The following is a 23,384-nucleotide window of genomic DNA, read 5'->3' as shown; positions in this document are numbered from 1 at the left end:
GATTGCTATATGCTGACCAATCTAACCATAGCGTTAGATATGATGGGGGGCGATTACGGCCCCCGTTCATCTATCCCCGCTGCCGTGCAAGCGGTAAATGCTAATACCAACTTAAGACTCATCTTATGTGGTAATCAGCAAGTTATTCTAAAAGAACTCGAAGCACTCGATTCTGTTTCACACCCTCGTTTAATTATTCGCCATTGTAGCGAAGTCGTCACAAATGCGTGTGAACCTGCTTCAGCGGTTCGTTCTAAAAAAGATTCATCAATGCGAGTTGCCCTCGATTTAGTTAAATCGGGTGAAGCGCAAGCGTGTGTAAGCTCTGGTAATACAGGCGCGTTATTTTTTATGGCGCATTATGTATTAAAGATGCTTCCAGGCGTAAAACGTCCTGCATTAATCTCTGCTGTTCCAACCGAACGTAAAAACCCTGTTTATTTACTTGATTTAGGCGCTAATGTGCATTGTGACGCACAAACCCTTTATCAATTTGGCATTATGGGTTCTGTGGTAGCAGGGCAGGCACTTGGGTGTGATAACCCAAGAGTTAGTTTATTGAATATTGGCTCTGAAGACATCAAAGGGCATGAAGGAATAAAACAAGCTGCACAGTTAATGCAGCAGTGTGAATATCTCAACTACACAGGTTACAGTGAAGGTAGTGATATTTTCAGCGGAAAAGCCGATGTTATTGTGTGCGAAGGATTTGTAGGTAATGTGGCATTAAAAACCTGTGAAGGTATTGCCAAACTGATCATGCATAAACTCACCAAAGCCTTACACAAACATTTCTTATACAAAAGTTTAGCGTTTTTATTGCGTCCAGTGATAAAAAAACTCTACAAGCGGGTGAACCCCGACCAGTATAACGGCGCAAGTCTGGTAGGATTGCGCGGTATTGTTGTTAAAAGCCATGGCAATGCCTCACCAAAGGCGTTTCATGCTGCTATTGATGAAGCCGCGCGGGAAGTCGAACGCCAACTCCCTGAAAAAATCGCTGCGATTTTTGAGCAAACACATCCAACAACAAAGTAGTGCAGCATATCTAAAACTTGTTATGCTGCCTGCTACAGAATATTTTTTTGTTTAATTATAAGAGCAAAGTATGGCACATAAAATTGCACTCGTATTTCCAGGTCAAGGCTCACAAACTGTGGGCATGTTATCTGAACTATTAGCTGATTCTCAAATTGCTAAAGCAACATTCGCTGAAGCATCTGAAGCTCTTGGCTATGATCTAGCTGCACTTGTACTAAATGGTCCAGAAGAAGAATTAAATCAAACCCATCGTACACAACCAGCACTTCTTACAGCTAGTGTTGCTATTTACCGTCAATGGTTAGACGCAAACCCTGATGCCGATGTTGTTATGGCTGGTCACAGTTTAGGCGAGTATTCAGCATTAGTTTGTGCTGGCGTTGTAAGCTTAAGCGAAGCAGTTAAACTAGTAGAAAATCGTGGTTTATATATGCAAGAAGCAGTACCTGCGGGTGTTGGTTCTATGGCTGCAATCATCGGCTTAGGTGACGACGAAATCAAAGCAGCGTGTGAAGCATCAGCAAATGGTGAAGTGGTTTCACCAGTGAACTACAACTCACCAGGTCAGGTTGTTATTGCCGGCCATAAAGCGGCAGTTGAGCGTGCATCAGAAGCATGTAAAGAAGCAGGTGCTAAACGTGCTTTACCACTTGCAGTAAGCGTACCTTCTCACTGTGAACTAATGAAACCAGCTGCTGAGAAATTAGCTGCTGATTTAGCCACTTTAACATTTAATACACCTAAGTGTGATGTAATCAACAACGTTGATGTAAAAGCTGAGCAATCAAGTGAAGCAATTAAAGATGCATTAGTACGTCAACTTTACAGCCCAGTACGCTGGACTGAAACTGTACAAGCATTAGTTGCGCAAGGTATCACACAAAGCTATGAGTTTGGCCCAGGTAAAGTATTAACGGGCCTTGCTAAACGAATTGATAAAGCAATGGTATGTGGTGCGGTTAATACGCAAGCTGCTATTGATGAAGCGAAATAAGTAGGAATAGAATGACAAATTTATTTTCTCTTGAGGGCAAGGTTGTCCTAATCACTGGTGCAAGCCGTGGTATTGGTAAAGCGATTGCAAATACGCTAGTTGCACAAGGTGCAAAAGTAGCGGGTACTGCAACAAGCGAATCAGGTGCTGCTAAAATCAGTGAATATCTAGGTGACAACGGTAAAGGTTATGCCCTTAACGTTACAGATCCTGAATCGATTGAGGCGACACTTGCTGCGATCAAGGCTGATTTAGGCGATATCGACGTATTAGTTAACAATGCAGGTATTACTCGCGATAACTTATTAATGCGTATGAAAGACGGTGAGTGGGATGACATCATCGACACGAACCTAAGCTCAATTTTCCGTTTATCAAAGGCTGTTTTACGCCCTATGATGAAAAAGAAAAATGGTCGTATCATTAATATCGGTTCTGTAGTGGGCACTATGGGTAATGCGGGTCAAGCTAACTATGCTGCAGCGAAAGCGGGTGTAATTGGTTTTACTAAGTCATTAGCACGCGAAGTGGCATCACGTGGCATCACAGTGAACGTTGTTGCACCGGGTTTTATCCAAACAGATATGACAGACGAGCTGACTGAAGACCAAAAAGCAGCTACGCTTGCAAATGTACCTGCAGGGCGTTTAGGTCAACCTGAAGAAATCGCTGCTGCGGTATGCTATTTAGCATCTGACGCTGCTGCGTATGTATCAGGCGAAACATTGCACGTAAATGGCGCGATGTACATGGTTTAATGAAAGTTAGCAAAAATTTGCTAGCGAAAGATTATCGAAAATTGTTGAAATTTTTGTGATCTTGCTTTAAACATACTTGAATTCGCTATGAAAATAAGCGATAAATGAACAAATACTATTCGAGAGGTTTGACCAGATAAGTAATTATCAGCAAATCCTTGAATCACAGAATTATGCGGCGTAAACTACGCCGCAATCTGAAAATAACGCATTGGCGTTTTTAATAAAGGAAAGAAGAATGAGCGACATCCAAGAACGCGTAAAGAAAATTATCATTGAGCAACTAGGTGTTAAAGAAGAAGAAGTAAAACATGAAGCTTCTTTCGTTGACGACTTAGGTGCTGATTCACTTGACACTGTAGAACTAGTAATGGCTCTTGAAGAAGAGTTCGACACTGAGATCCCAGACGAAGAAGCTGAAAAGATCACTACAGTTCAAGCTGCAATCGATTACGTTACAGCTCACGCTGAGTAATTTTACGCATTTTGATTTTAAGGGCAGCATTAAGCTGCCCTTAGTCTATCTATAGAATGATACTAATAAATTTGGTATACACCCCACCTAAAATAATTTCCTTATTGGAGGCAACCCGTGGCTAAACGTCGAGTCGTCGTAACTGGCTTAGGAATGTTGACACCGCTAGGTAATGATGTTGAATCTACTTGGCAAGGTTTGTTAAACGGTAAAAGTGGTATTCAAACTATCACGCATTTCGATACCTCAAGTTTCGGCACCAAATTCGCAGGTTTGCTGAATGACTTTGATGCATCAGCTTACATGTCACCGAAAGATGCAAAGAAAATGGATTTGTTTATCCAATATGGCATTGCAGCGGGTGTACAAGCACTACAAGATTCTGGTCTAGAGATCACTGAAGAAAACGCCACTCGTGTTGGTGTAGCAGTGGGTTCTGGCATCGGTGGTTTAACTTTAATTGAAGAAAACCACATCAAACTATTAAATAGCGGCCCGCGTAAGCTTTCTCCGTTTTACGTGCCTTCGACCATTATCAATATGATCTCTGGTCATTTATCGATTATGCACGGTTTACGTGGCCCTAATATTTCAATCGTTACAGCCTGTACTACAGGTCTACATAACATTGGTCACGCTGCACGTATGATTGCATACGGCGATGCAGATGCAATGGTAGCCGGTGGTGCTGAAAAAGCATCGACACCAATTGGTATGGGTGGCTTTAATGCGGCACGTGCATTATCAACTCGTAACGACGATCCACAAGCAGCATCTCGTCCTTGGGATAAAGACCGTGATGGTTTTGTTCTTGCTGATGGTGCTGGTGTTATCGTACTTGAAGAATATGAGCATGCTAAAGCACGTGGCGCGAAGATCTACGCTGAACTCGTTGGTTTTGGTATGAGTGGCGATGCATATCACATGACATCTCCACCTGAAGACGGTGCAGGCGCAGCTCTAGCGATGGAAAATGCCCTAAACGATGCACAAGTTAATGCAGACCAAGTTGGTTACATTAATGCTCACGGTACATCGACGAATGCAGGCGATAAAGCCGAAACATCCGCTGTTAAAACTATTTTTGGCGATGCAGCGAAAGATGTGATGGTAAGTTCATCTAAATCAATGATGGGTCACTTGTTAGGTGCAGCAGGCTCGGTAGAGTCAATTATTACTATCTTGTCACTTGTTGACCAGAAAGTAAGCCCTACAATCAACCTTGATAACCCAGATGAAGACTGTGATTTAGACTACGTACCGCACACTGCACGTGACGCTAAATTGGATTACGCACTATGTAATTCATTTGGTTTTGGTGGTACTAATGGCTCGTTGCTGTTTAAAAAGGTATAATTCTTTTTAACAACGGACTAAAAAGAAGAGCCCAGTTGTTTAACTGGGCTTTTTTGTATGAATAAATTAAAACAAACAATAAAAATAGTCACACCAGACACCACAATAAGCACGCAAGATCGTGGCTTAAATTATGGTGATGGCTTTTTTACCACAGCCTCTGTGATGAATTCTGTCGTTGAGCACTGGGATTTACACAAAGCGCGTTTAGAAGAATGCGCGCAAAGACTATTTTTCCCCGAATTAGATTTAAGCGCAATTGAGCGTGAAGTTAACCACGTAATCAGTGATACACAAACCGGTATTTTAAAAATAGTTGTCACCCGTGGTGCAGGTGGGCGTGGTTATGGCTTACCAGACACACCAAGTATCCAAGTGCTGATCAGTACCATGCCTGCAGTTTCACACTATAAAAGTTGGCAGCAGCAGGGGGCAAACCTTGAAATCAGTGACGTGAAACTTGCACATCAACCTTTACTTGCAGGCTTAAAAACATTGAACCGTTTAGAGCAAGTGCTTATCAAAAAGCAAATGAGCAGCCTTGAATGTGATGACGTTGTTGTACTTGATTATGATAACAATGTGATTGAGTGCTCTGCTGCAAATATTTTTGCTATTAAAGACGGTCAAGTTATGTCACCTAAGTTAGACCGCTGCGGTATCACTGGGGTTTATCTCAGCGCTTTATGTGATAAGTTAGCCATTGAATTTAAAGCAATCCAATTAGATGAGCTTTTAGCTATGGATGCCGTATTTATGTGTAATAGTTTAATGGGCGTGGTGCCCGTTGCACGAATTGCTGATACACAGTTTGATATTGAATGCAGTAAAGCGCTATTAACGGCGCAGTTTGCCAAGGAGAGTGTGTGATAAAAGTCATTGTTAGCGTGCTGTTATTAGCATTGCTATGTTGTGGTATTGGCTATCAACAACTTCAATCAGCATTAAAAATGCCGTTAAAAGTTGGAAATAGTACTTTATTTAAAGTGGAGCGTGGCACCGGCTTTAATCAACTTTGCCAAGCATGGCATTCAAAGCAGTGGGTTGATAGCTGTTTTAAATTTCAGGTACTAGCTAAATTAGATCCTACGCTTACTGATCTAAAAGCGGGTCTTTATGAACTGGATACAAGCGCTGTGATTGATAATATTCGTCGTATCAATCAAGGTGCACAAGTGAGCTTTAGCTTCACAATTATTGAAGGTCAGCCACTTCGTGACGTTGTTGCTAATATTCAAAAGCAAGCGCATTTAAGCCAAGACTTAGATACAGAAAATTTAGCGACGCAGATAAGTAACACGCAAGAGAATTTAGAAGGCTGGTTGTTCCCTGATACCTATCACTACCATAGCGAAGATAGTGCCAGCGGCTTATTAAAACGCGCATACAACAAAATGCAGCAGGAATTAGACACCGCATGGCAAACTAGAGCGCCAGATTTAGTATTAAGCTCACCGTATGAAGCGTTAATACTGGCTTCTATCATCGAAAAAGAAACGGGCCTTGCTTCTGAGCGACCATTAATTTCTGCGGTATTTACCAATCGTTTAAAAACCAATATGCGCTTACAAACCGATCCAACGGTTATTTATGGTATTGGTGCTGATTTTGATGGCGATATAAAACGAAAAGATTTAACAACCTATACACCGTATAACACGTATAAGATAAAAGGCTTGCCGCCAACACCCATAGCCATGCCTTCGAAAGCAGCGATTTTGGCCGCGGTTAATCCACCTGAGTCTGAATATGTGTATTTTGTTGCGAAAGGGGATGGCAGCCATCAATTTTCGAAAACATTGCAAGAACATAATCGAGCGGTAAAGCAGTACCAATTAAACTAACAACCAGAATTGAGTCATATGACAGCGAAATTTATAGTGATTGAAGGCCTAGAAGGGGCCGGAAAATCAACGGCTATTGCCGTATGCCAAGCTTATTTAGAAAACAAGCAAGTCGATTTTATTAATGTACGTGAGCCTGGCGGTACAGCTATGGCTGAAGAGCTGCGTAATATCGTCAAACAGGCTCACCAAGAAACAGTGACGAGTGAAACAGAGCTGTTAATCATGTATGCAGCACGTTCGCAATTGGTTGCTAATGTTATTAATCCGGCACTTGAAAAGGGCACTTGGGTTTTAGGTGATCGCCATGATCTTTCATCACAAGCATATCAAGGTGGTGGTCGTGGTATTGAACAGATTAAACTCTCTTTTTTAGCTGATATGGTGCTAAATGGTTTAAAACCTGATTTAACCATTTATTTAGACATTGACCCAGCTGTGGGTCTTGCTCGCGCTAAAGGACGTGGTGAACTTGATCGTATCGAACAAGAAGCATTAGACTTTTTTGAGCGCACTCGCGCACGCTACCTTGAAATAGCTAAAACTGATAGCAGTATCAAAACTGTGGATGCAAACCAAACAATGCCAGAAGTACATGCGGCAATCACAACTGTGCTTGATAACTTTTTTGCAGGTTTAAATTAATATGCCTTTGCCGTGGCTTGAAGGGCTTTATCAGCAACTTGCGCAAAGTTTAGCACAGCAACGCTTTCATCATGCACAGCTATTTAATGGTGATAAAGGAGTTGGCAAGCAACGTTTAGTCGATTCGCTCGCTGATGGGTTACTTTGTGCGTCACCTGTAAACTTAAAAGTCTGTGGCAATTGTAAAAGCTGCCAACTAAATCAAGCGGGTACTCATCCTGATAAACGCGTTGTAAAAGTAGAAGGCCAAACAATAGGCGTTGATGAAATTCGGGAGATCAGTGATTTTATCAACCATTCAGCAGCGCAAAATGGTAACAAAGTAGTGGTGCTTGAACAGTGTCACAAAATGACCACTGCAGCGGCTAATGCTTTATTAAAAACCCTTGAAGAGCCAAGTTTGCGCCGTTATTTATTGTTAACGTGCGAACAAACAGCATTATTACCTGCAACAATTTTAAGTCGCTGTGCGGTACACGAAATAAAGGTTAACCAAGAATATACAACACAATGGTTAGCATCACTGAACATTGCTAATTATTCATGGTTAGAGTTATTCGCTAGGCAGCCACTGCTTGTTCAGCAGTGGCAAAATGATAACCAACTTGAAGCTATTGATTCACTCTTTAAATTTGCAACTGAGATAAAAGACAGCCATAATTTCAGTGCGTTAGTCGACATCCTTAATAAAGATCATAGCTTGGTTAATGTATTTGCCTTGTTTTTAACAGAGCATCTTAAAACGCAATTAGTATTAGGAATGGACTTTTTCAATTATCAAAAAGCACAATCTGCTATTTCAGAGTTTCTTTATAACAGCTCGCATGTGCTTGGCTTAAATATGGAACTAGCCATTTCACAATTAGCGTTTACTTTACGTGAAAGTCAAAATTAGGATATATCGTGCAAGAATTATTAGTAGATATCGAAGACTTGGAAGAATTATATCGCTGTTACATGCCTTATCTAAAAAATGGTGGTTTGTTTGTGCGCACTAATATGCGCTTTGAAATGGGTCATTCATTGGCTTTAAAAGTAACATTACCAGATGCACTCGAAGATGATGTCGTAACGGGTAAAGTTGCTTGGATCACACCACAAGGTGCGCAAAGCTCAAACCCGCCAGGTATTGGTGTGAATTTTATCGATGATAAAACCAATTTAAATGCCAAAATCGAAAAACTACTCGGTACTATGTTAAACTCAGGCAATCCGACCTATACCATGTAATAAAAGTAGTACCATGATTGTAGATTCTCATTGTCATTTAGACAGGCTTGATTTCGATAAACTCGACCTTAATTTAGACCAAGTACTTGAAAACGCTCGCGCTAAGAAAGTAGAACACTTTTTATGTGTAAGCGTAACTTTAGATCAATTCCCAAGTATGCTGGATAAAATTAAACACTATCCAGATGTTTCTGCATCATGCGGTGTGCATCCACTTGATCAAAAAGACGCACTCGATAAGCAAAAGCTTATTTCACATGCAAGCCACGACAAAGTGGTGGCAATTGGCGAAACGGGTCTTGATTACTATTACTCAAAAGAGACCCATATTGTTCAGCAAGAAAGCTTTGTTGGTCATATCGAGGTTGCTAATGAGCTCAATAAACCGCTAATCATTCATACACGAGATGCCAGAGAAGACACCATCAACTTAATGCGCGCTCACAATGCCGAGAAGTGTGGTGGTGTATTGCATTGCTTTACAGAAAACTGGGATATGGCCAAAAAAGCCATTGATATGGGCTTTTATATTTCGATTTCGGGCATTGTTACGTTTAAAAATGCCGTAGAGTTAAAAGACGTTGTAAAGCAAATTCCGCTAGATCGCTTACTAATCGAAACAGATTCACCGTATTTAGCGCCTGTTCCATATCGTGGTAAAACAAATCAACCAGCCTATGTTGAAGATGTGGCTTACTACATCGCTGAGTTAAAAGGGCTTACTTTTAACGAATTAGCTGAAGCAACAACTAACAACTTTTATTCGTTGTTTAATCAAGCTAAAAGGGCATAATAGTGGACGGCGTATCGAACTTACCTCAGTTAGTAATGGGGCCAATGGTACGCCGAGCAGATGCAGGGCGAGTGTGCTTTCAATTTGTTACAACTAGGCCTTGCCACTACCGAATTGAGTTTAGCGGAGTTGAAACATACTCGAACTTAGAGTCCATCCAATTAGGGCAACATCTTTACTTAAATTTCATCAATGTCATGCCTGTCAATGGCCAGTTTGCAGTTGACTCACTGATCTACTATTCATTACATGATGAAGAAAAAAGCCTTGATTTATCGTCTTATTGCTATGAACGTGCAGAATCTCCTGCATTTGTGATCCCAAATCGACTCGATAGAATTCTGCATGGTTCGTGTCGTAACCCTCATCATCCTGCAAAAGATAGCCTTGTAGCTGCAGATAATTGGCAAAATGATCAGCGCCAGTCACTTAATGCAGGTGCTGATCTATTATTGTTATCTGGCGATCAAATATATGCGGATGATGTCGCAGGGCCTATGCTGCTCGCGATTGAAAAAGTGATTAGTCTATTTGGTGTATTTCAAGAGCCAGCGCTTGATTTAGATTTACCAGCAGGGTTCGAGCAGCAACTTTATCAGCGCCATTTACACTTACCCAAAGTACCTTGGCAAAAACGGAGCAAATTTGGTGTTGGTTATTGGCTTAAAAAAGATGAGCCACACTTCTCAAGCTTAAAAGCTGAAAACCATTTAATTCATTTTCAAGAATTTATAGCGCTATATTTATTAAACTTCAGTGCTGTTACTTGGCAGCTAATTGAGTTTGAATCAATTGAATGCCCAGCATTAGCCCCTAAATACGCTAACCTATTTAAACTTGAAAAGGACGCACTGGTTGGCTTTGCAAATGGCCTTCAGAGTGTTGAAAGGTTATTCGCCAATGTGTCGACACTAATGATGTTTGATGATCATGATGTCACCGATGATTGGAACTTAACAGCAGGGTGGGAGCAAGCTATTTATCAGCACCCAGCTAGCCGTCGTATTGTAAATAATGGCCTGATTAGTTATTGGTTAATGCAAGGGATTGGTAATGATGCCGGTGATAACACTTTGTCTTTATTACCCAGTTTTAAACAAAGCCTGCAACAACAGAGCTGGCATTTTAAAGACTTTGATAAGCTAATACTCAATTTTAACCATTGGCATTACGAGCTTAATACCATCCCCAAAGTTGTGGTTCTCGATACCCGAACCCATCGCTGGCGTAATGAGCAAAATTTCAATGAACCATCAGGCTTACTTGATTGGGAAAGGCTCACTGAATTAGAAGAAAGCTTATTGTCTCACGATAAAGTGATTATTGTATCTCCAGCACCGGTGTTTGGTGTTAAATCGATTGAAGCAATCCAAGCTATTTTTAATTTTTGCGGGCAGCCATTGTTGGTTGATGTTGAAAACTGGATGGCCCATGAAGGTTCTGCTAAAAAACTGCTAGATACTTTTCGCCGTGAAGATACACCAAAAGAAACCTTGATCCTCTCTGGTGATGTCCATTATTCATTTTGTTTTTCAGTGCAAAAGCGCTTTGGTAAACATAAAAACCGAATTTGGCAGTTGACTGCCAGTGGTATTAAAAATGAGTTCCCACGCAAACTTATTAATGTACTCGATAAACTCGACTCAATTTTATATGCCCCGAAAAGCCCACTTAACTTTTTCACTAAACGTTGGCAAATGGAAGTTGATAAACATCAAACCAAAGGCGAAGGACAAAAGTATTTGGTCAGTAATGCGGCTATCAGCTTAATTGAGCTCAATGACGGTTTACTTGCTAAATATGAACTTATTCACGCTGATAACCAAATAACTGAATTCGATTTAAACGATAATTAATCGAATACATTAGAATAAAAAAACGCCCAGAACGAATCCGCATTGTTCTGGGCTTAGGGGGTGGCTCGTGTGAGCCTGCGCTAACTATAAAAAAAACACCTTCTAAATTCAGTAGGGAGAAGTAGAAAGTACTTTTAAGTGTAGTTAATCAACAGGAAATTGCACGGTAAATGTACAAATTTTATACTGGTTTAAAATCAGTCTGTTACAGCTTTTTACCTAAATTAGCGCCTTATTTATACAGTCTTTATGCGCAACTTATACCCAAGTTATCAACTGGGCATTTTGGACCAAATCACGAGGTAATGAGTTCTTAATTTTATTCTTTTGCCACTTACCTAGGCCTACCGGACAACCACATAACATTAAAACTACTTCACCATTATCTTGCGTTGGTTTTTCGAGCCTAATATCTTTACCGTTAAAGTAATCGTTTGCTTGGCAAGCAGACATCTCAAAGGTATTTTTATCGCAATCTTGGCCAAAGACAGTGGCAAACTCGTGAGTTAAGCGAACACCGCCTTTGTGGATCACACCAAGTTGAATACCTAAACGTGAGTATTTAATTTTATCATGCAGTTCATCAAAGCCATCAGGAAACAACCAAAGCTCTTTATCACGTTGCATTAAGGTGCCTTGAAGTGATTTTAGACCGAACTGTTTTTTAATTGTTTGCATAAACGCTTGGCTTTGCTTTTTATCAAATTCAGCAAACGGAAATGCGCCTTTTTTAACTTTTTGATTTGGGTTATCGCTTGATGCTACTTTCTTAAATTTAGCGATGAAGAAACCTTCACTGTCGTAAGTTTGCGGCCAAACATGTAAATAACCTTCACTGGTTGTCGCTTTGTCTGCGCCATCAAACAGGCTGTCGAGCGGTTGTACTTCGATGCAATCAGGGAACTCTGCTAATAGATACTCACACACTTGTTGGTTTTCAAGGGGTGTTAAAGTACAGGTCGAATAGACTAATGTGCCGCCTGGTTTTAAGGCATAAAAGGCACTTTTGATAAGGGCTTTTTGCACAGCAGCAATATCAATATTAGATTCGATTGACCAATTCTTTAGGGCGTCTGCATCTTTACGAACCGTGCCTTCACCTGAACACGGGGCATCTAGCAAAATGCTGTCGAAGCACTCATACATGTAGTCCCCGAATATCACACCGTCAAAATGTGATAATGCACAATTACCCACACCCATACGTTTGAGGGTTGCAGCCAATACTTTTAAGCGTGACGATGACAACTCATTGGCCACTAACACGCCACTATTATCCATCATGGCGGCAATTTGTGATGTTTTTGAACCCGGTGCCGATGCCATATCAAGTACTGCATCGCTTTGCTTAACTTCGGCTCTTAGTGCTACCGGCGGTAACATTGAGCTGGCTTCTTGCACATACATAGCACCACTTAAATGTAAATCGGTATTACCGATTGCAAGGGCGGCTTCTTCGTCGCTTGGTCGTGTTAGCCAGAACCCTTCTTCGCACCATGGAATTGCTGTTAACTCCCATCCTTTTTTGGCACATTGACGCTGAAATTCATCGACTGACATTTTTAATGTATTTACGCGAACAGATCGTCTTAGTGGGCGGCGACAGGCTGCAATAAAGTCGTCTAATGATAAATGTTCAGGAAGGTAGCTTTTTACATCATCAATAAATGAGTCAGGAATATATGTATTAGCGTCCACTAAATGGCTCTCACATCACGTAATAATAGCTGGATCATACCATTTATAGCGCTATCAGGGGATATTTTTAGCTTTTTAACAGTGAGATTGAAGTGTCGACACATTGCTAATATAAATGTTCTTTATAGCCATTATTTTTGATAAATATCAATTTATGTCGACATTTCGCTGGTTTTTTAGCCTGTTTTTCCGATCTCAAGGTTGACAGTTTCAATGATAGGGCGCATAGTGAACTCACAAATTGTCGACAATCTTAATTTAGTACTTTGATAGACCTATTATGACAGAGCAAAAAGCCAACGATAACTACAACGATATCACGATAACAACAGCATCAGACCAAGTGTTTGTCGACATGCGTCGTGAAATTGTCCAAGGCACCATCGAGCAGGGTAGCAAAGTTTCTGAGCCAGAACTTGCTAAACGCTATGGTGTAAGCCGTGCCACCTTACGTGAGGCACTAAATCGTTTAGAGAGCTGTTATTTGGTAGAGCGTAAAGCAAATGTCGGTTGTCGTGTTGTTGCGCTAACCGCCGAGCGTTTAATCGAAGTCTATCAGGTTCGTAGTGCCTTAGAAGGGCTAGCTTGTCGGTTAGCTGCCGACAACATGGAACCTGAAGAAGTACAGGGTTTAAAACAGTTATTGAATCAGCACTTACAAACACAGCGTGTAAAAGAAGGTGAATCATACTACCAAGAAGCGGGCGACCTTGATTTTCATTATCGCATTATTAAAGGGTCGAAAAACGCACACTTAATTCATCTGTTATGTAATGAGTTGTACCAGTTAATTCGTATGTACCGTGTACAAATGGGGATGGTTGGGCCACGTGTATCAAAAGCGTTTGATGAACACTTGGCTATTATTAATGCCATTGAAAACCATGACGGTGAATTAGCCGAAATGCTTATGAAGCGCCATATCAGTGCGTCTCAGGCAAATATTCAGACGAAGTTTGACTTACTCGCAGCAAAAAATCAGTAGCGCCGTAGTTAAACAGTCACAATTTAGATTTAAAAAATAGAGTTAGCCAAAGAGCTGAAACCGTTCAAAGATAGGAGTTATCCAATGTCAGCAGGATTAAAATTCAAACAGGCAATCGCCAACAACAAGCCATTGCAAGTGGTTGGCACCGTCAACGCGTACTGCGCAATGATGGCAGAGAAAACAGGCCACCAAGCACTTTACCTCTCAGGTGCGGGTGTTGCTAACGCATCATACGGCATGCCAGATTTAGGTATGACTAGCCTTGATAACGTACTTGAAGATATTCGTCGAATCACCAGCGCTACCGACTTACCGCTTCTTGTTGATGCTGACACAGGTTGGGGCGGTGCTTTTAATATTGCTCGTACCGTTAAAGAAATGACCAAAGCAGGCGCAGCGGGCTTCCATATTGAAGACCAAGTAGCACAAAAACGTTGTGGTCACCGTCCTAATAAAGAGATCGTGTCTAAAGATGAAATGGTTGACCGTATTAAAGCGGCGGTTGATGCCAAAACAGACAGTGATTTTTATATTATGGCGCGTACTGATGCATTCCAAAAAGAAGGCTTAAATGCCGCGATTGACCGCGCAGCAGCGTGTGTTGAAGCTGGCGCAGATGCGATCTTTGCAGAAGCGGTACATGATTTAGCAGATTACCAAGCGTTTGCTAAAGCTTTAAATGTGCCAATTCTTGCGAATATCACTGAATTTGGCCAAACACCGCTTTATACAACTGAGCAATTGAGCGAAGTGGGTGTTGAAATTGTACTTTATCCACTTAGTGCATTTAGAGCGATGAACAAAGCCGCACTTAATGTGTATTCGTCTATTCTTAGCGAAGGCTCGCAACAAAGCCAAGTAGACAATATGCAAACACGTGCAGAATTATATGAGTTTTTAGATTATCACTCATATGAAAACACACTCGATAACCTTTTCTCAGCTAAAAAATCATAACGACAACATATAAGGAGAACACTCATGGTAGATAAAGCATTAGGCGGCGCAGGTTTACGTGGTCAAGTAGCAGGTGAAACAGCTCTGTGTACAGTAGGTAAGTCAGGTTCAGGTTTAACTTATTGTGGTTATGATATTAGTGAATTAGCAGATAAAGCGCAGTTTGAAGAAGTGTCTTTTTTGCTGTCGCGCGGTGAATTACCAACAGAGTCTGAGCTGACTGAATATAAAGCAAAGCTAAAATCACTACGTGGTTTACCAGATGCACTTAAAACAGTGCTTGAGAACATTCCTAAAGACGCGCATCCAATGGATGTAATGCGTACGGGTTGTTCAATGCTAGGTAACCTAGAAATGGAGCAAGACTTCTCAGAGGCGAATGATGCGATTGACCGCATGGTTGCCGTATTCCCAAGCATTATTTGTTACTGGTATCGTTTTAGCCATGACGGCGTTCGTATTGAAACTGAAACAGATGATGATTCGGTAGGTGCACACTTCTTACGTTTATTACATGACGAAGCACCATCAGCACTGTTTGAGCAAGTAATGAATGTGTCTTTAATTCTTTATGCAGAGCATGAGTTTAATGCATCAACATTCACTGCGCGTGTGTGTGCATCAACATTGTCTGATATTCACTCTTGTGTAACGGGTGCAATTGGTAGCTTACGTGGTCCACTTCATGGTGGTGCGAACGAAGCGGCTATGGATATGATTGAAGGCTTTACAAGTGCAGACCAAGCTGAAGATGCGCTGATGGGCATGCTTGAGCGTAAAGACAAGATCATGGGCTTTGGTCACGCTATTTACCGTGAATCAGATCCACGTAACGTGATCATCAAAAAATGGTCAGAAAAGCTGGCTGCAGAAGTGGGTGACGATGTTCTATATCCTGTATCTGTTCGATGTGAAGAAGTTATGTGGCGTGAAAAGAAATTATTCTGTAATGCTGATTTCTTCCATGCATCTGCGTATCACTTCATGGGTATCCCAACTAAGTTATTTACGCCAATTTTCGTGATGAGCCGTGTAACAGGTTGGACAGCACACGTGAAAGAGCAACGTGCTAATAACCGTATTATTCGCCCAAGTGCCGATTATACTGGCCCAGAAGCGCGTAGCTACACGCCAATTTCTGAGCGTTAATCGTTAATTAAATCAGTGATAGGGGTGGCTTGGCTGCCCCTTTATGAAGGGGCGAAATAAATACAAAAACAATCAGCCCACCATTGTTCACCGTCACCAAGTACAAGTAGAATCATCATGAATACAAATTTTAGAAAACCATTAGCAGGCACCGGCGTCGATTACTTTGATACGCGCGCTGCTGTTGATGCAATTAAACCGGGCAGCTATGCCACACTTCCTTATACATCGCGAGTACTTGCCGAAAACTTAGTTCGTCGTTGTGACCCTGAAATGCTAAATGATGCATTGTCGCAATTGATTGACCGCAAGCGTGATTTAGATTTTCCATGGTTTCCTGCGCGCGTTGTGTGTCACGATATCTTAGGTCAAACAGCGTTAGTTGATTTAGCAGGCCTACGTGATGCCATTGCTGCAAAAGGCGGCGATCCTGCAAAAGTAAACCCCGTGGTACCAACTCAGTTAATTGTTGACCACTCATTAGCGGTTGAACACGCAGGTTTTGAACCTGACGCATTTGAAAAAAATCGTGCTATTGAAGACCGTCGTAACGATGACCGATTCCACTTTATTAATTGGACGAAAACAGCATTTAAAAATATTGATGTGATCCCGCCGGGTAACGGCATAATGCATCAAATCAATTTAGAGAAAATGTCGCCTGTGATCCAAAAACGTGACGGCGTGGCATTCCCAGATACATTAGTTGGTACAGATAGCCACACACCTATGGTCGATGCATTAGGTGTTATTGCAGTCGGTGTAGGTGGTCTTGAAGCTGAAAGCGTGATGCTTGGCCGTGCATCTTACATGCGTTTACCTGATATTGTGGGTGTCGAGCTTAAAGGCAAGCCACAACCGGGTATTACTGCAACCGATATCGTATTATCGATCACCGAATTTTTACGTAATGAAAGAGTTGTATCGACCTACCTTGAGTTTTATGGCGAAGGTGCCGATGCACTTACATTAGGCGATAGAGCAACTATTTCTAATATGACGCCGGAGTTTGGCGCAACAGCTGCGATGTTTTACATTGATGACAACACACTTGATTACCTACGTTTAACTGGCCGTGAAGAAGAGCAAGTTAAACTCGTCGAAACTTACGCAAAAGAGACTGGCCTTTGGAGTGATAGCCTTAAAACGGCTGAATATGAGCGTGTGTTAACCTTTGATCTATCATCAGTTGGTCGCAATATTGCGGGCCCTTCGAATCCACATCGCCGTGTTGCAACTAGCGATCTTGATAAAGCGGGTATCACTGGCGTTGTTGAGAATGAAGAAGGCTTAATGCCAGATGGTGCCTGTATAATTGCTGCAATCACAAGTTGTACGAATACTAGTAATCCACGCAATGTTATTGCCGCAGGTTTACTTGCGCGTAATGCTAACGCTAAAGGGTTAACTCGTAAGCCATGGGTTAAAACATCACTGGCACCGGGTTCTAAAGCGGTTAAGTCTTATTTAGAAGAAGCTAATTTGTTACCTGAGCTTGAGCAACTTGGCTTTGGTATTGTTGCCTTTGCGTGTACAACCTGTAACGGCATGAGTGGTGCGCTTGATCCTAAAATTCAGCAAGAAGTGATTGACCGCGACCTATACGCAACCGCTGTACTGTCGGGTAACCGTAACTTCGATGGCCGTATTCACCCTTATGCTAAACAAGCATTCTTAGCTTCACCGCCGCTGGTTGTTGCTTATGCTATCGCCGGTACTATTCGTTTTGATATCGAAAAAGATGTATTAGGGCATGATCAACAAGGTAACGAAATTCGCCTTATGGATTTATGGCCAACAGATGAAGAAATTGATGCGGTGATCAAACAAAGTGTTAAACCTGAACAATTTAAAAAGGTTTACGAGCCAATGTTTGACTTAAGTGTAGATTACGGTGAAGACAACGATCCACTTTACCAATGGCGTCCACAAAGTACCTATATTCGTCGTCCTCCTTATTGGGAAGGCGCATTAGCGGGTGAACGCTCTCTTAGTGATATGCGTGCATTAGCTGTGTTGGGCGACAACATCACTACTGATCACTTATCACCTTCGAATGCGATTTTAGCGTCAAGTGCTGCTGGTGAATACCTGGCTAAAATGGGTCTCCCAGAAGAAGATTTTAACTCCTATGCTACTCACCGAGGTGACCATTTAACAGCACAGCGTGCTACATTCGCTAACCCTAAGTTATTGAATGAAATGGTTAAAGAAAATGGTGAAGTGAAGCAAGGTTCATATGCTCGCATTGAACCAGAAGGCAAAGTGACGCGTATGTGGGAAGCTATCGAAACCTACATGCAGCGCAAACAACCGCTTATCATTGTAGCTGGTGCCGATTATGGTCAAGGTTCGTCACGTGACTGGGCTGCAAAAGGTGTTCGCCTAGCTGGTGTTCAAGTGATTGCAGCAGAAGGCTTTGAGCGTATTCACCGCACTAACTTAATTGGTATGGGCGTATTACCGCTTGAGTTTAAAGCAGGCACGACACGAACTACGCTAGGTATTGATGGTAGTGAGAGTTTTAGTGTCAAAGGTGAGCCAACACCAGGCGCAACACTGACATTAGTAATTACTCGTGCCAATGGTGAAACCGTTGAAGTACCAATGACGTGTCGTTTAGATACCGCTGAAGAAGTGTCAATTTATTCAGCGGGTGGTGTACTGCAACGTTTCGCGCAAGATTTTTTAGAATCTGAGGAGCACTAAGCGATGGCGTTTAAACCACAAATTAAGGTGCCAGCGACCTATATGCGTGGCGGCACCAGTAAAGGGGTTTTCTTTAACTTAACTGACTTACCTGAGCCTGCCCAGGTGGCAGGTGAGGCGCGCGATAACCTGTTGTTACGTGTGATTGGTAGCCCCGATCCTTACCAAAAACAAACTGATGGTATGGGCGGTGCAACCTCAAGCACCAGTAAGACGGTAATATTATCAAAAAGCGCGAAACCTGATCACGATGTTGATTATTTATTTGGTCAAGTAGCTATTGATAAAGCATTTGTTGATTGGAGTGGTAACTGCGGAAATTTAACTTCTGCAGTCGGAGCCTTTGCTGTGTCGAACGGCCTTGTTGATGCCAGCAAAATTTTAGACAACGGCGTTGTCGAAGTTAAAGTTTGGCAAGTCAATATTAGTAAAACCATTATAGTACATGTGCCAATTACTAACGGCGAAGTGCAAGAAACCGGTGATTTTGAGCTTGATGGCGTGACCTTTCCAGCCGCTGAAGTAAAACTTGAATTTATGGACCCTGCAGATGGCGAAGGGGCCTTATTCCCAACAGGTAACTTAGTCGATGAGCTAGAAGTGCCGGGTATTGGTATGTTGTCTGCAACGATGATCAATGCGGGTATTCCTACAGTTTTCATTAACGCCAGTGAAGTTGGCTACGATGGCACAGAGCTTCAAGAAGCCATAAATGGTGACGCATCGGCACTTGAAAAATTAGAAACAATTCGCGCCTATGGGGCGTTGAAAATGGGGCTAATTTCTCATATTGATGAAGCAAAGGCACGCCAACATACGCCAAAAGTAGCTTGGGTAGCACCTGCTAAAACGTATCACGCATCAAGCGGTAAAGTTGTCAGTGGTACAGATATTGATTTAGTGGTACGTGCTATGTCGATGGGTAAATTGCACCATGCTATGATGGGCACGGCTGCGGTAGCAATAGGTACTGCAGCTGCCATACCTGGAACTTTAGTAAATCTTGCGGCAGGCGGTGGTGAGCGACAAGAGGTAAACTTTGGTCATCCTTCTGGCACTTTAAAAGTCGGCGCTGCTGCAACACTTGTTGATGGCAATTGGCAAGTCACTAAAGCAAGTATGAGCCGAAGTGCGCGTGTGTTGATGGAAGGCTGGGTTAGAGTGCCCGAGTAGTACTCAATCGCGTACTGATATAATCAAAATAAAGCGGCGGTTACGCCGCTTTGTCTGATCCGTAGCACTGTTGTTTCATTTCTTCAATATATTCATCAAACTTGCCGCTTTGTTGCATCAGTTCAATTTCATCATTTAAATCTTGTAAAACTTTTTGCCAGTGCGGCGTTGATTTACTAATAGAATAATAAAGCGGTTTGTATTCAAGCTTTGGTTCTAGCGCGACCAGTGATTCTAAAATTTGTCGTTTGCCGCTAATTGATAATTCAGACTTATAAACACTGGCTTTAAGAACTTCAAGGTCCGCCACAATCAGACTTACTCGATTACTTAGTAGAAGATGGATTAACTGGTATTCATTATTTGCGACGATTGTATCGATTTCTTTATTATCAATCATAGCATCGAGTTTTTTTGTGTTTTTATAAGAGCGGACTACACCAATAGGTAAATTCTCAACTGATTTTAAATCACCATTGAAAGGGATTTGATTTCCTTTTAACGCCACGAATGATAGATCTCCACCAGGTATTTCATGACTTAAAGCAAGTAAATTGTTGCGAGTTTTACTAAGAAAATTATCTGATACAACATCATCTTCAATGAAGTACTCAGGAAAAAGAATATCAGCGCGCCCTAATTCAGCTTCTCTAACGGCACGCGCCCATGGGTAGAAACCAATGTGTATGCCATAACCTTTTTCAAGAAGTGAGCTGACAGTAAATTGATAGAGCCAGCCCTTGTTACACAAGTTTTCGTCAATATAAGGAGGCCAATCTAAAGTGACGAGCTTTAAAACATGTTTGGCACTTAGGTTATAACCGTATCCGCCGTTGAAACGCACCGCTTCTTCAGTGACGATTTCACCATTTTTTTCAAAACTAACAGGTGTTAGACCCGCAAGGGCTTGATATGAGGCGAATAAAAAGAACACTGTTAATAGTTTCATAAATTGTTTAAGTTTTTGTTATTTATCTAAAGCTTAGCCTTTTGCCGTAAATATACAACCTAGGAACTGTAACAATATTTAACGAATGGAGTACATTTTTCGATCACAGCTTATAGTTGTAGACTTGAGTGACAAAAAGTTTACATTTGTATTATGGTATCACCTAATGCTTTTACAGCTTAAGGATAACAACAATGATAAAACTAAGTCTCTATATATCACTTCTCACAAGCTCTATGCTTGCTCACGCACAATTACCGCTTAGCGTTACAAGCCCTGATGGACAAATAACTGTAAAACTCGAAAAACAACAAAACCAGCTTGTTTATAGCGTAAATTATGGCAAGCAGGTTTTTTTGCAGCAATCAAAGCTTGGTTTAAATACCAACCTAGGTGATTTTTCACAAAGCCTCAAATATAAAAGCCATACAACTGCTTTAGTCAATGAAAGCTATAAACTGCATAATGCGAAGGTAAGTGACGTAAATTACACAGCGAATACACTCAAAGCGCAATTTGAAAACCAAGACGGCAGAATGCTTGGCGTCGAGTTTAATGTGTCTGATAGCGATGTTGCATTTCGTTATCAGATATCGGGAGCTGAAACAGATACCCGTATCAAGGTGTTAGCTGAATACAGTGCTTTTAACCTACCAGATAATGCAACTACATTTATAAGCCCACAAGCCTTACCTGAAACGGGCTGGATGCAAACAAAACCAAGTTACGAAGAGCCTTACACCTTTAACGAAGCCCTTGGTACACCGTCAGCGAACGGCGTGGGCTATACCTTTCCTGCATTATTTAAAAATAGCGACAAAGGCTGGTTATTAATTTCAGAAACCGGTGTTGATAGTCATTATGTTGGCTCAAAATTAAGCGAAGGCACGAAAGACGGTGTATATCGTATTTCATTTCCTCAGGCCGGTGAAAACAATGGCATTGGTGCAACTTATGCCGCTATGGCAATGCCAGCAACCACACCTTGGCGTACCATCACGTTAGGAACAAGTTTAAAACCAATTGTTGAATCAACCGTGGCATTTGATTTGGTTAAACCACTTTATCAAGCAAGTCAAAATTATAAAATGGGTCGATCAACATGGAGCTGGATTGTTTGGCAAGACCCAAGTATCAACTACGATGATCAAATCAAATTTATTGACTTAGCTGCATCATTAAATTTTGAATATGTATTAATCGACAATTGGTGGGATAAAAACATTGGCCGCGAGAGAATGGCTGAATTGGTTAAGTACGCCAATGGAAAGGGCGTTGATGTTATTTTGTGGTACAACTCAAATGGCTGGTGGAATGATGCACCACAGACCCCACAAAATAGAATGAACAGTGCACCTGCACGTCGAAATGAAATGGCGTGGCTGCAAAGCATTGGTGTAAAAGGGCTGAAAGTAGACTTTTTTGGTGGTGATAAACAAGAAACCATTAAACTGTATGAAGATATTCTTACAGATGCAAATCAGTATGGTTTAGTGATCACCTTTCATGGCAGCACCATCCCGCGTGGCTGGGAAAGAATGTATCCTAACTTCGTCACTTCTGAAGCGGTACTGGCATCGGAGAACCTTGTTTTTCATCAAAATTCGTTAGATTTACATGCCTATAACGCGACTATTTTACCATTCACTCGTAATGCTATTGGCGCTATGGATTTTGCCCCAGTGTTTTTAAACAAACGTTTATCGCAAGATCAAACCGTCGGCACTATTCGTAAAACCACAGATGCATTTGAACTGGCAACAGGTGTGCTTTATCAATCACCAGTGCAACATTTTGGCCTGACGCCAAATAACCTTGCAGAGCAACCCCAATTTGTTATTGATACTTTAAAGGCGATGCCAACGGTATGGGATGAAACACGCTATATTGCAGGTCAGCCGGGTCAAGATGCAACGATCGCAAGGCGTCATCAACAAACATGGTGGGTAGCAGCCGTGAATGGTGAAAGTAAAGCCAAAACAGTAGATATTGATTTACCTATGTTAGCGGGTAAAAAAATCACCCTGTTGTTTGATAAAAAAGATGGCAGCGCTGGTACTATGCAAGTCACAGTAAGTAACAGTGGCAAGTTAACCTTAAACTTATTAGCTCAAGGTGGCGCACTGATTATTGGTCGCTAACTGTGAGTTTATAGGCGACGAATAAAAGCCAAGTATAAAAAAGCGAGCAGATTGCTCGCTTTTTTGTGGCTATAGTTGCCTTGATAATTTGGGCGTGCTAAATTGCGCCGTGTGTAGTGATGTACTACACCGCTTTGAGGACGACCTTAAAGTTGAAATTAAATTCGGGGACGACCCCATAAAGAGGTCGACCATGAATTGGATCCTACTTATTGCTGCTGGCTTACTTGAAGTCGCTTGGGCTTATGGCTTAAAACAATCAGATGGTTTCACAAAACCCCTCATTTCATTCTTTACAATCTTAACCATGGCTGCCAGCTTTTATTGCTTAAGTGTGGCACTCAAATCATTACCACTTAGTTTGGCGTATGCGGTTTGGGTTGGTATCGGCGTTATTGGCTCAGCAATAATAGGCATGACACTATTAGCTGAAGGCGTGAGTCTATTAAAAATAGCCAGCTTGCTACTGATCGCCCTTGGCATTATTGGTTTGAAACTCGCCAATTAATAAATTTTTTACTGCTCCTACTCAGTTTCATAACGTTAATTCAGGGTATGAGACTGAGAGCAAACGATTGAAGCAGTAGTGCGTTAAACAACTGAACTACATATTTTAAATTTGGAACAT

At 41.6% G+C, this 23,384-nt stretch carries 21 protein-coding genes; 19 read left to right on the top strand and 2 right to left on the bottom strand.

The genetic code is table 11. The features are described from left to right. The first annotated feature begins 9 nt into the window (after positions 1–9). The 12 genes from plsX (at position 10) to CWC02_RS18590 (ending at position 10,992) form a co-directional block, all read left to right on the top strand. Positions 10–1,038: a phosphate acyltransferase PlsX gene (plsX, locus tag CWC02_RS18645; protein WP_054554712.1), complete on the top strand. Its 1,029-nt coding sequence runs from the start codon at positions 10–12 to the stop codon at positions 1,036–1,038. A gap of 70 nt (positions 1,039–1,108) precedes the next feature. Continuing rightward, positions 1,109–2,035, top strand: a complete 927-nt coding sequence (gene fabD / locus CWC02_RS18640) for an ACP S-malonyltransferase (protein WP_138600107.1) — start codon at positions 1,109–1,111, stop codon at positions 2,033–2,035. 11 nt (positions 2,036–2,046) lie between these two features. Continuing rightward, complete coding sequence (gene fabG / locus CWC02_RS18635; protein ID WP_054554714.1) at positions 2,047–2,793, top strand: 3-oxoacyl-ACP reductase FabG; 747 nt, start codon at positions 2,047–2,049, stop codon at positions 2,791–2,793. Positions 2,794–3,031: 238 nt separating this feature from the next. Further along, entirely contained in the window at positions 3,032–3,268 is a 237-nt protein-coding gene (gene acpP / locus CWC02_RS18630; RefSeq protein ID WP_016707440.1) for an acyl carrier protein, read from the top strand. Between the two features lie 117 nt (positions 3,269–3,385). After that, positions 3,386–4,624: a beta-ketoacyl-ACP synthase II gene (gene fabF / locus CWC02_RS18625; RefSeq protein WP_138619744.1), complete on the top strand. Its 1,239-nt coding sequence runs from the start codon at positions 3,386–3,388 to the stop codon at positions 4,622–4,624. A 57-nt stretch (positions 4,625–4,681) separates the two neighbouring features. Further along, a complete protein-coding gene (gene pabC, locus CWC02_RS18620) occupies positions 4,682–5,494 on the top strand; it encodes an aminodeoxychorismate lyase (RefSeq protein WP_138619743.1) in 813 nt (270 codons plus the stop codon). Next, positions 5,491–6,468: an endolytic transglycosylase MltG gene (mltG, locus tag CWC02_RS18615; protein ID WP_138619742.1), complete on the top strand. Its 978-nt coding sequence runs from the start codon at positions 5,491–5,493 to the stop codon at positions 6,466–6,468. The genes pabC and mltG overlap by 4 nt, the downstream gene beginning before the upstream one ends. 18 nt (positions 6,469–6,486) lie before the next feature. Beyond that, on the top strand, positions 6,487–7,113 hold the full coding sequence (gene tmk / locus CWC02_RS18610; RefSeq protein WP_138619741.1) for a dTMP kinase: 627 nt from the start codon (positions 6,487–6,489) through the stop codon (positions 7,111–7,113). A gap of 1 nt (position 7,114) precedes the next feature. Next, positions 7,115–8,008, top strand: a complete 894-nt coding sequence (locus tag CWC02_RS18605) for a DNA polymerase III delta subunit-related protein (RefSeq protein WP_138619740.1) — start codon at positions 7,115–7,117, stop codon at positions 8,006–8,008. An 8-nt stretch (positions 8,009–8,016) separates the two neighbouring features. Then, positions 8,017–8,343 carry a PilZ domain-containing protein gene (locus tag CWC02_RS18600; RefSeq protein ID WP_054554720.1) on the top strand — a complete coding sequence of 109 codons (327 nt, stop codon included), beginning with the start codon at positions 8,017–8,019 and terminating at the stop codon, positions 8,341–8,343. A 13-nt stretch (positions 8,344–8,356) separates the two neighbouring features. After that, positions 8,357–9,136: a TatD family hydrolase gene (locus CWC02_RS18595; RefSeq protein WP_138619739.1), complete on the top strand. Its 780-nt coding sequence runs from the start codon at positions 8,357–8,359 to the stop codon at positions 9,134–9,136. Next, on the top strand, positions 9,136–10,992 hold the full coding sequence (locus CWC02_RS18590) for an alkaline phosphatase D family protein (protein WP_502705410.1): 1,857 nt from the start codon (positions 9,136–9,138) through the stop codon (positions 10,990–10,992). The genes CWC02_RS18595 and CWC02_RS18590 overlap by 1 nt, the downstream gene beginning before the upstream one ends. A 258-nt stretch (positions 10,993–11,250) precedes the next feature. On the opposite strand, the gene rsmF is transcribed toward CWC02_RS18590, so the two are convergent. Beyond that, positions 11,251–12,690 (bottom strand): 16S rRNA (cytosine(1407)-C(5))-methyltransferase RsmF, encoded by a 1,440-nt coding sequence (gene rsmF, locus CWC02_RS18585; protein WP_138619738.1) that lies wholly within the window; start codon positions 12,688–12,690, stop codon positions 11,251–11,253. A 280-nt stretch (positions 12,691–12,970) separates the two neighbouring features. On the opposite strand from rsmF, the gene CWC02_RS18580 reads away from it, so the two are divergent. The 5 genes from CWC02_RS18580 to prpF all read left to right on the top strand — a co-directional run bounded on the left by CWC02_RS18580 (position 12,971) and on the right by prpF (position 19,666). Beyond that, entirely contained in the window at positions 12,971–13,675 is a 705-nt protein-coding gene (locus tag CWC02_RS18580; protein WP_138619737.1) for a GntR family transcriptional regulator, read from the top strand. A gap of 84 nt (positions 13,676–13,759) precedes the next feature. Then, complete coding sequence (prpB, locus tag CWC02_RS18575; protein ID WP_054554724.1) at positions 13,760–14,635, top strand: methylisocitrate lyase; 876 nt, start codon at positions 13,760–13,762, stop codon at positions 14,633–14,635. 24 nt (positions 14,636–14,659) lie between these two features. Beyond that, positions 14,660–15,784 (top strand): bifunctional 2-methylcitrate synthase/citrate synthase, encoded by a 1,125-nt coding sequence (gene prpC, locus CWC02_RS18570; RefSeq protein WP_138600115.1) that lies wholly within the window; start codon positions 14,660–14,662, stop codon positions 15,782–15,784. Between the two features lie 117 nt (positions 15,785–15,901). Further along, complete coding sequence (gene acnD / locus CWC02_RS18565; RefSeq protein ID WP_138619736.1) at positions 15,902–18,493, top strand: Fe/S-dependent 2-methylisocitrate dehydratase AcnD; 2,592 nt, start codon at positions 15,902–15,904, stop codon at positions 18,491–18,493. Between the two features lie 3 nt (positions 18,494–18,496). Next, a complete protein-coding gene (gene prpF / locus CWC02_RS18560; RefSeq protein ID WP_138619735.1) occupies positions 18,497–19,666 on the top strand; it encodes a 2-methylaconitate cis-trans isomerase PrpF in 1,170 nt (389 codons plus the stop codon). A gap of 40 nt (positions 19,667–19,706) precedes the next feature. On the opposite strand, the gene CWC02_RS18555 is transcribed toward prpF, so the two are convergent. After that, positions 19,707–20,600: a substrate-binding periplasmic protein gene (locus CWC02_RS18555; RefSeq protein WP_249364138.1), complete on the bottom strand. Its 894-nt coding sequence runs from the start codon at positions 20,598–20,600 to the stop codon at positions 19,707–19,709. 209 nt (positions 20,601–20,809) lie between these two features. Here CWC02_RS18555 and CWC02_RS18550 point away from each other — a divergent pair, with 209 nt between their 5' ends. Continuing rightward, entirely contained in the window at positions 20,810–22,756 is a 1,947-nt protein-coding gene (locus CWC02_RS18550; protein ID WP_138619733.1) for a glycoside hydrolase family 97 protein, read from the top strand. Between the two features lie 193 nt (positions 22,757–22,949). Then, entirely contained in the window at positions 22,950–23,264 is a 315-nt protein-coding gene (locus CWC02_RS18545) for a DMT family transporter (RefSeq protein WP_054554730.1), read from the top strand. Positions 23,265–23,384 lie beyond the last annotated feature (120 nt).

The sequence above is a fragment of the Pseudoalteromonas sp. S2721 genome, assembly GCF_005887425.1.
Lineage (GTDB): Bacteria > Pseudomonadota > Gammaproteobacteria > Enterobacterales > Alteromonadaceae > Pseudoalteromonas > Pseudoalteromonas simplex.
This window is presented reverse-complemented; position numbering and strand designations above follow the sequence as displayed.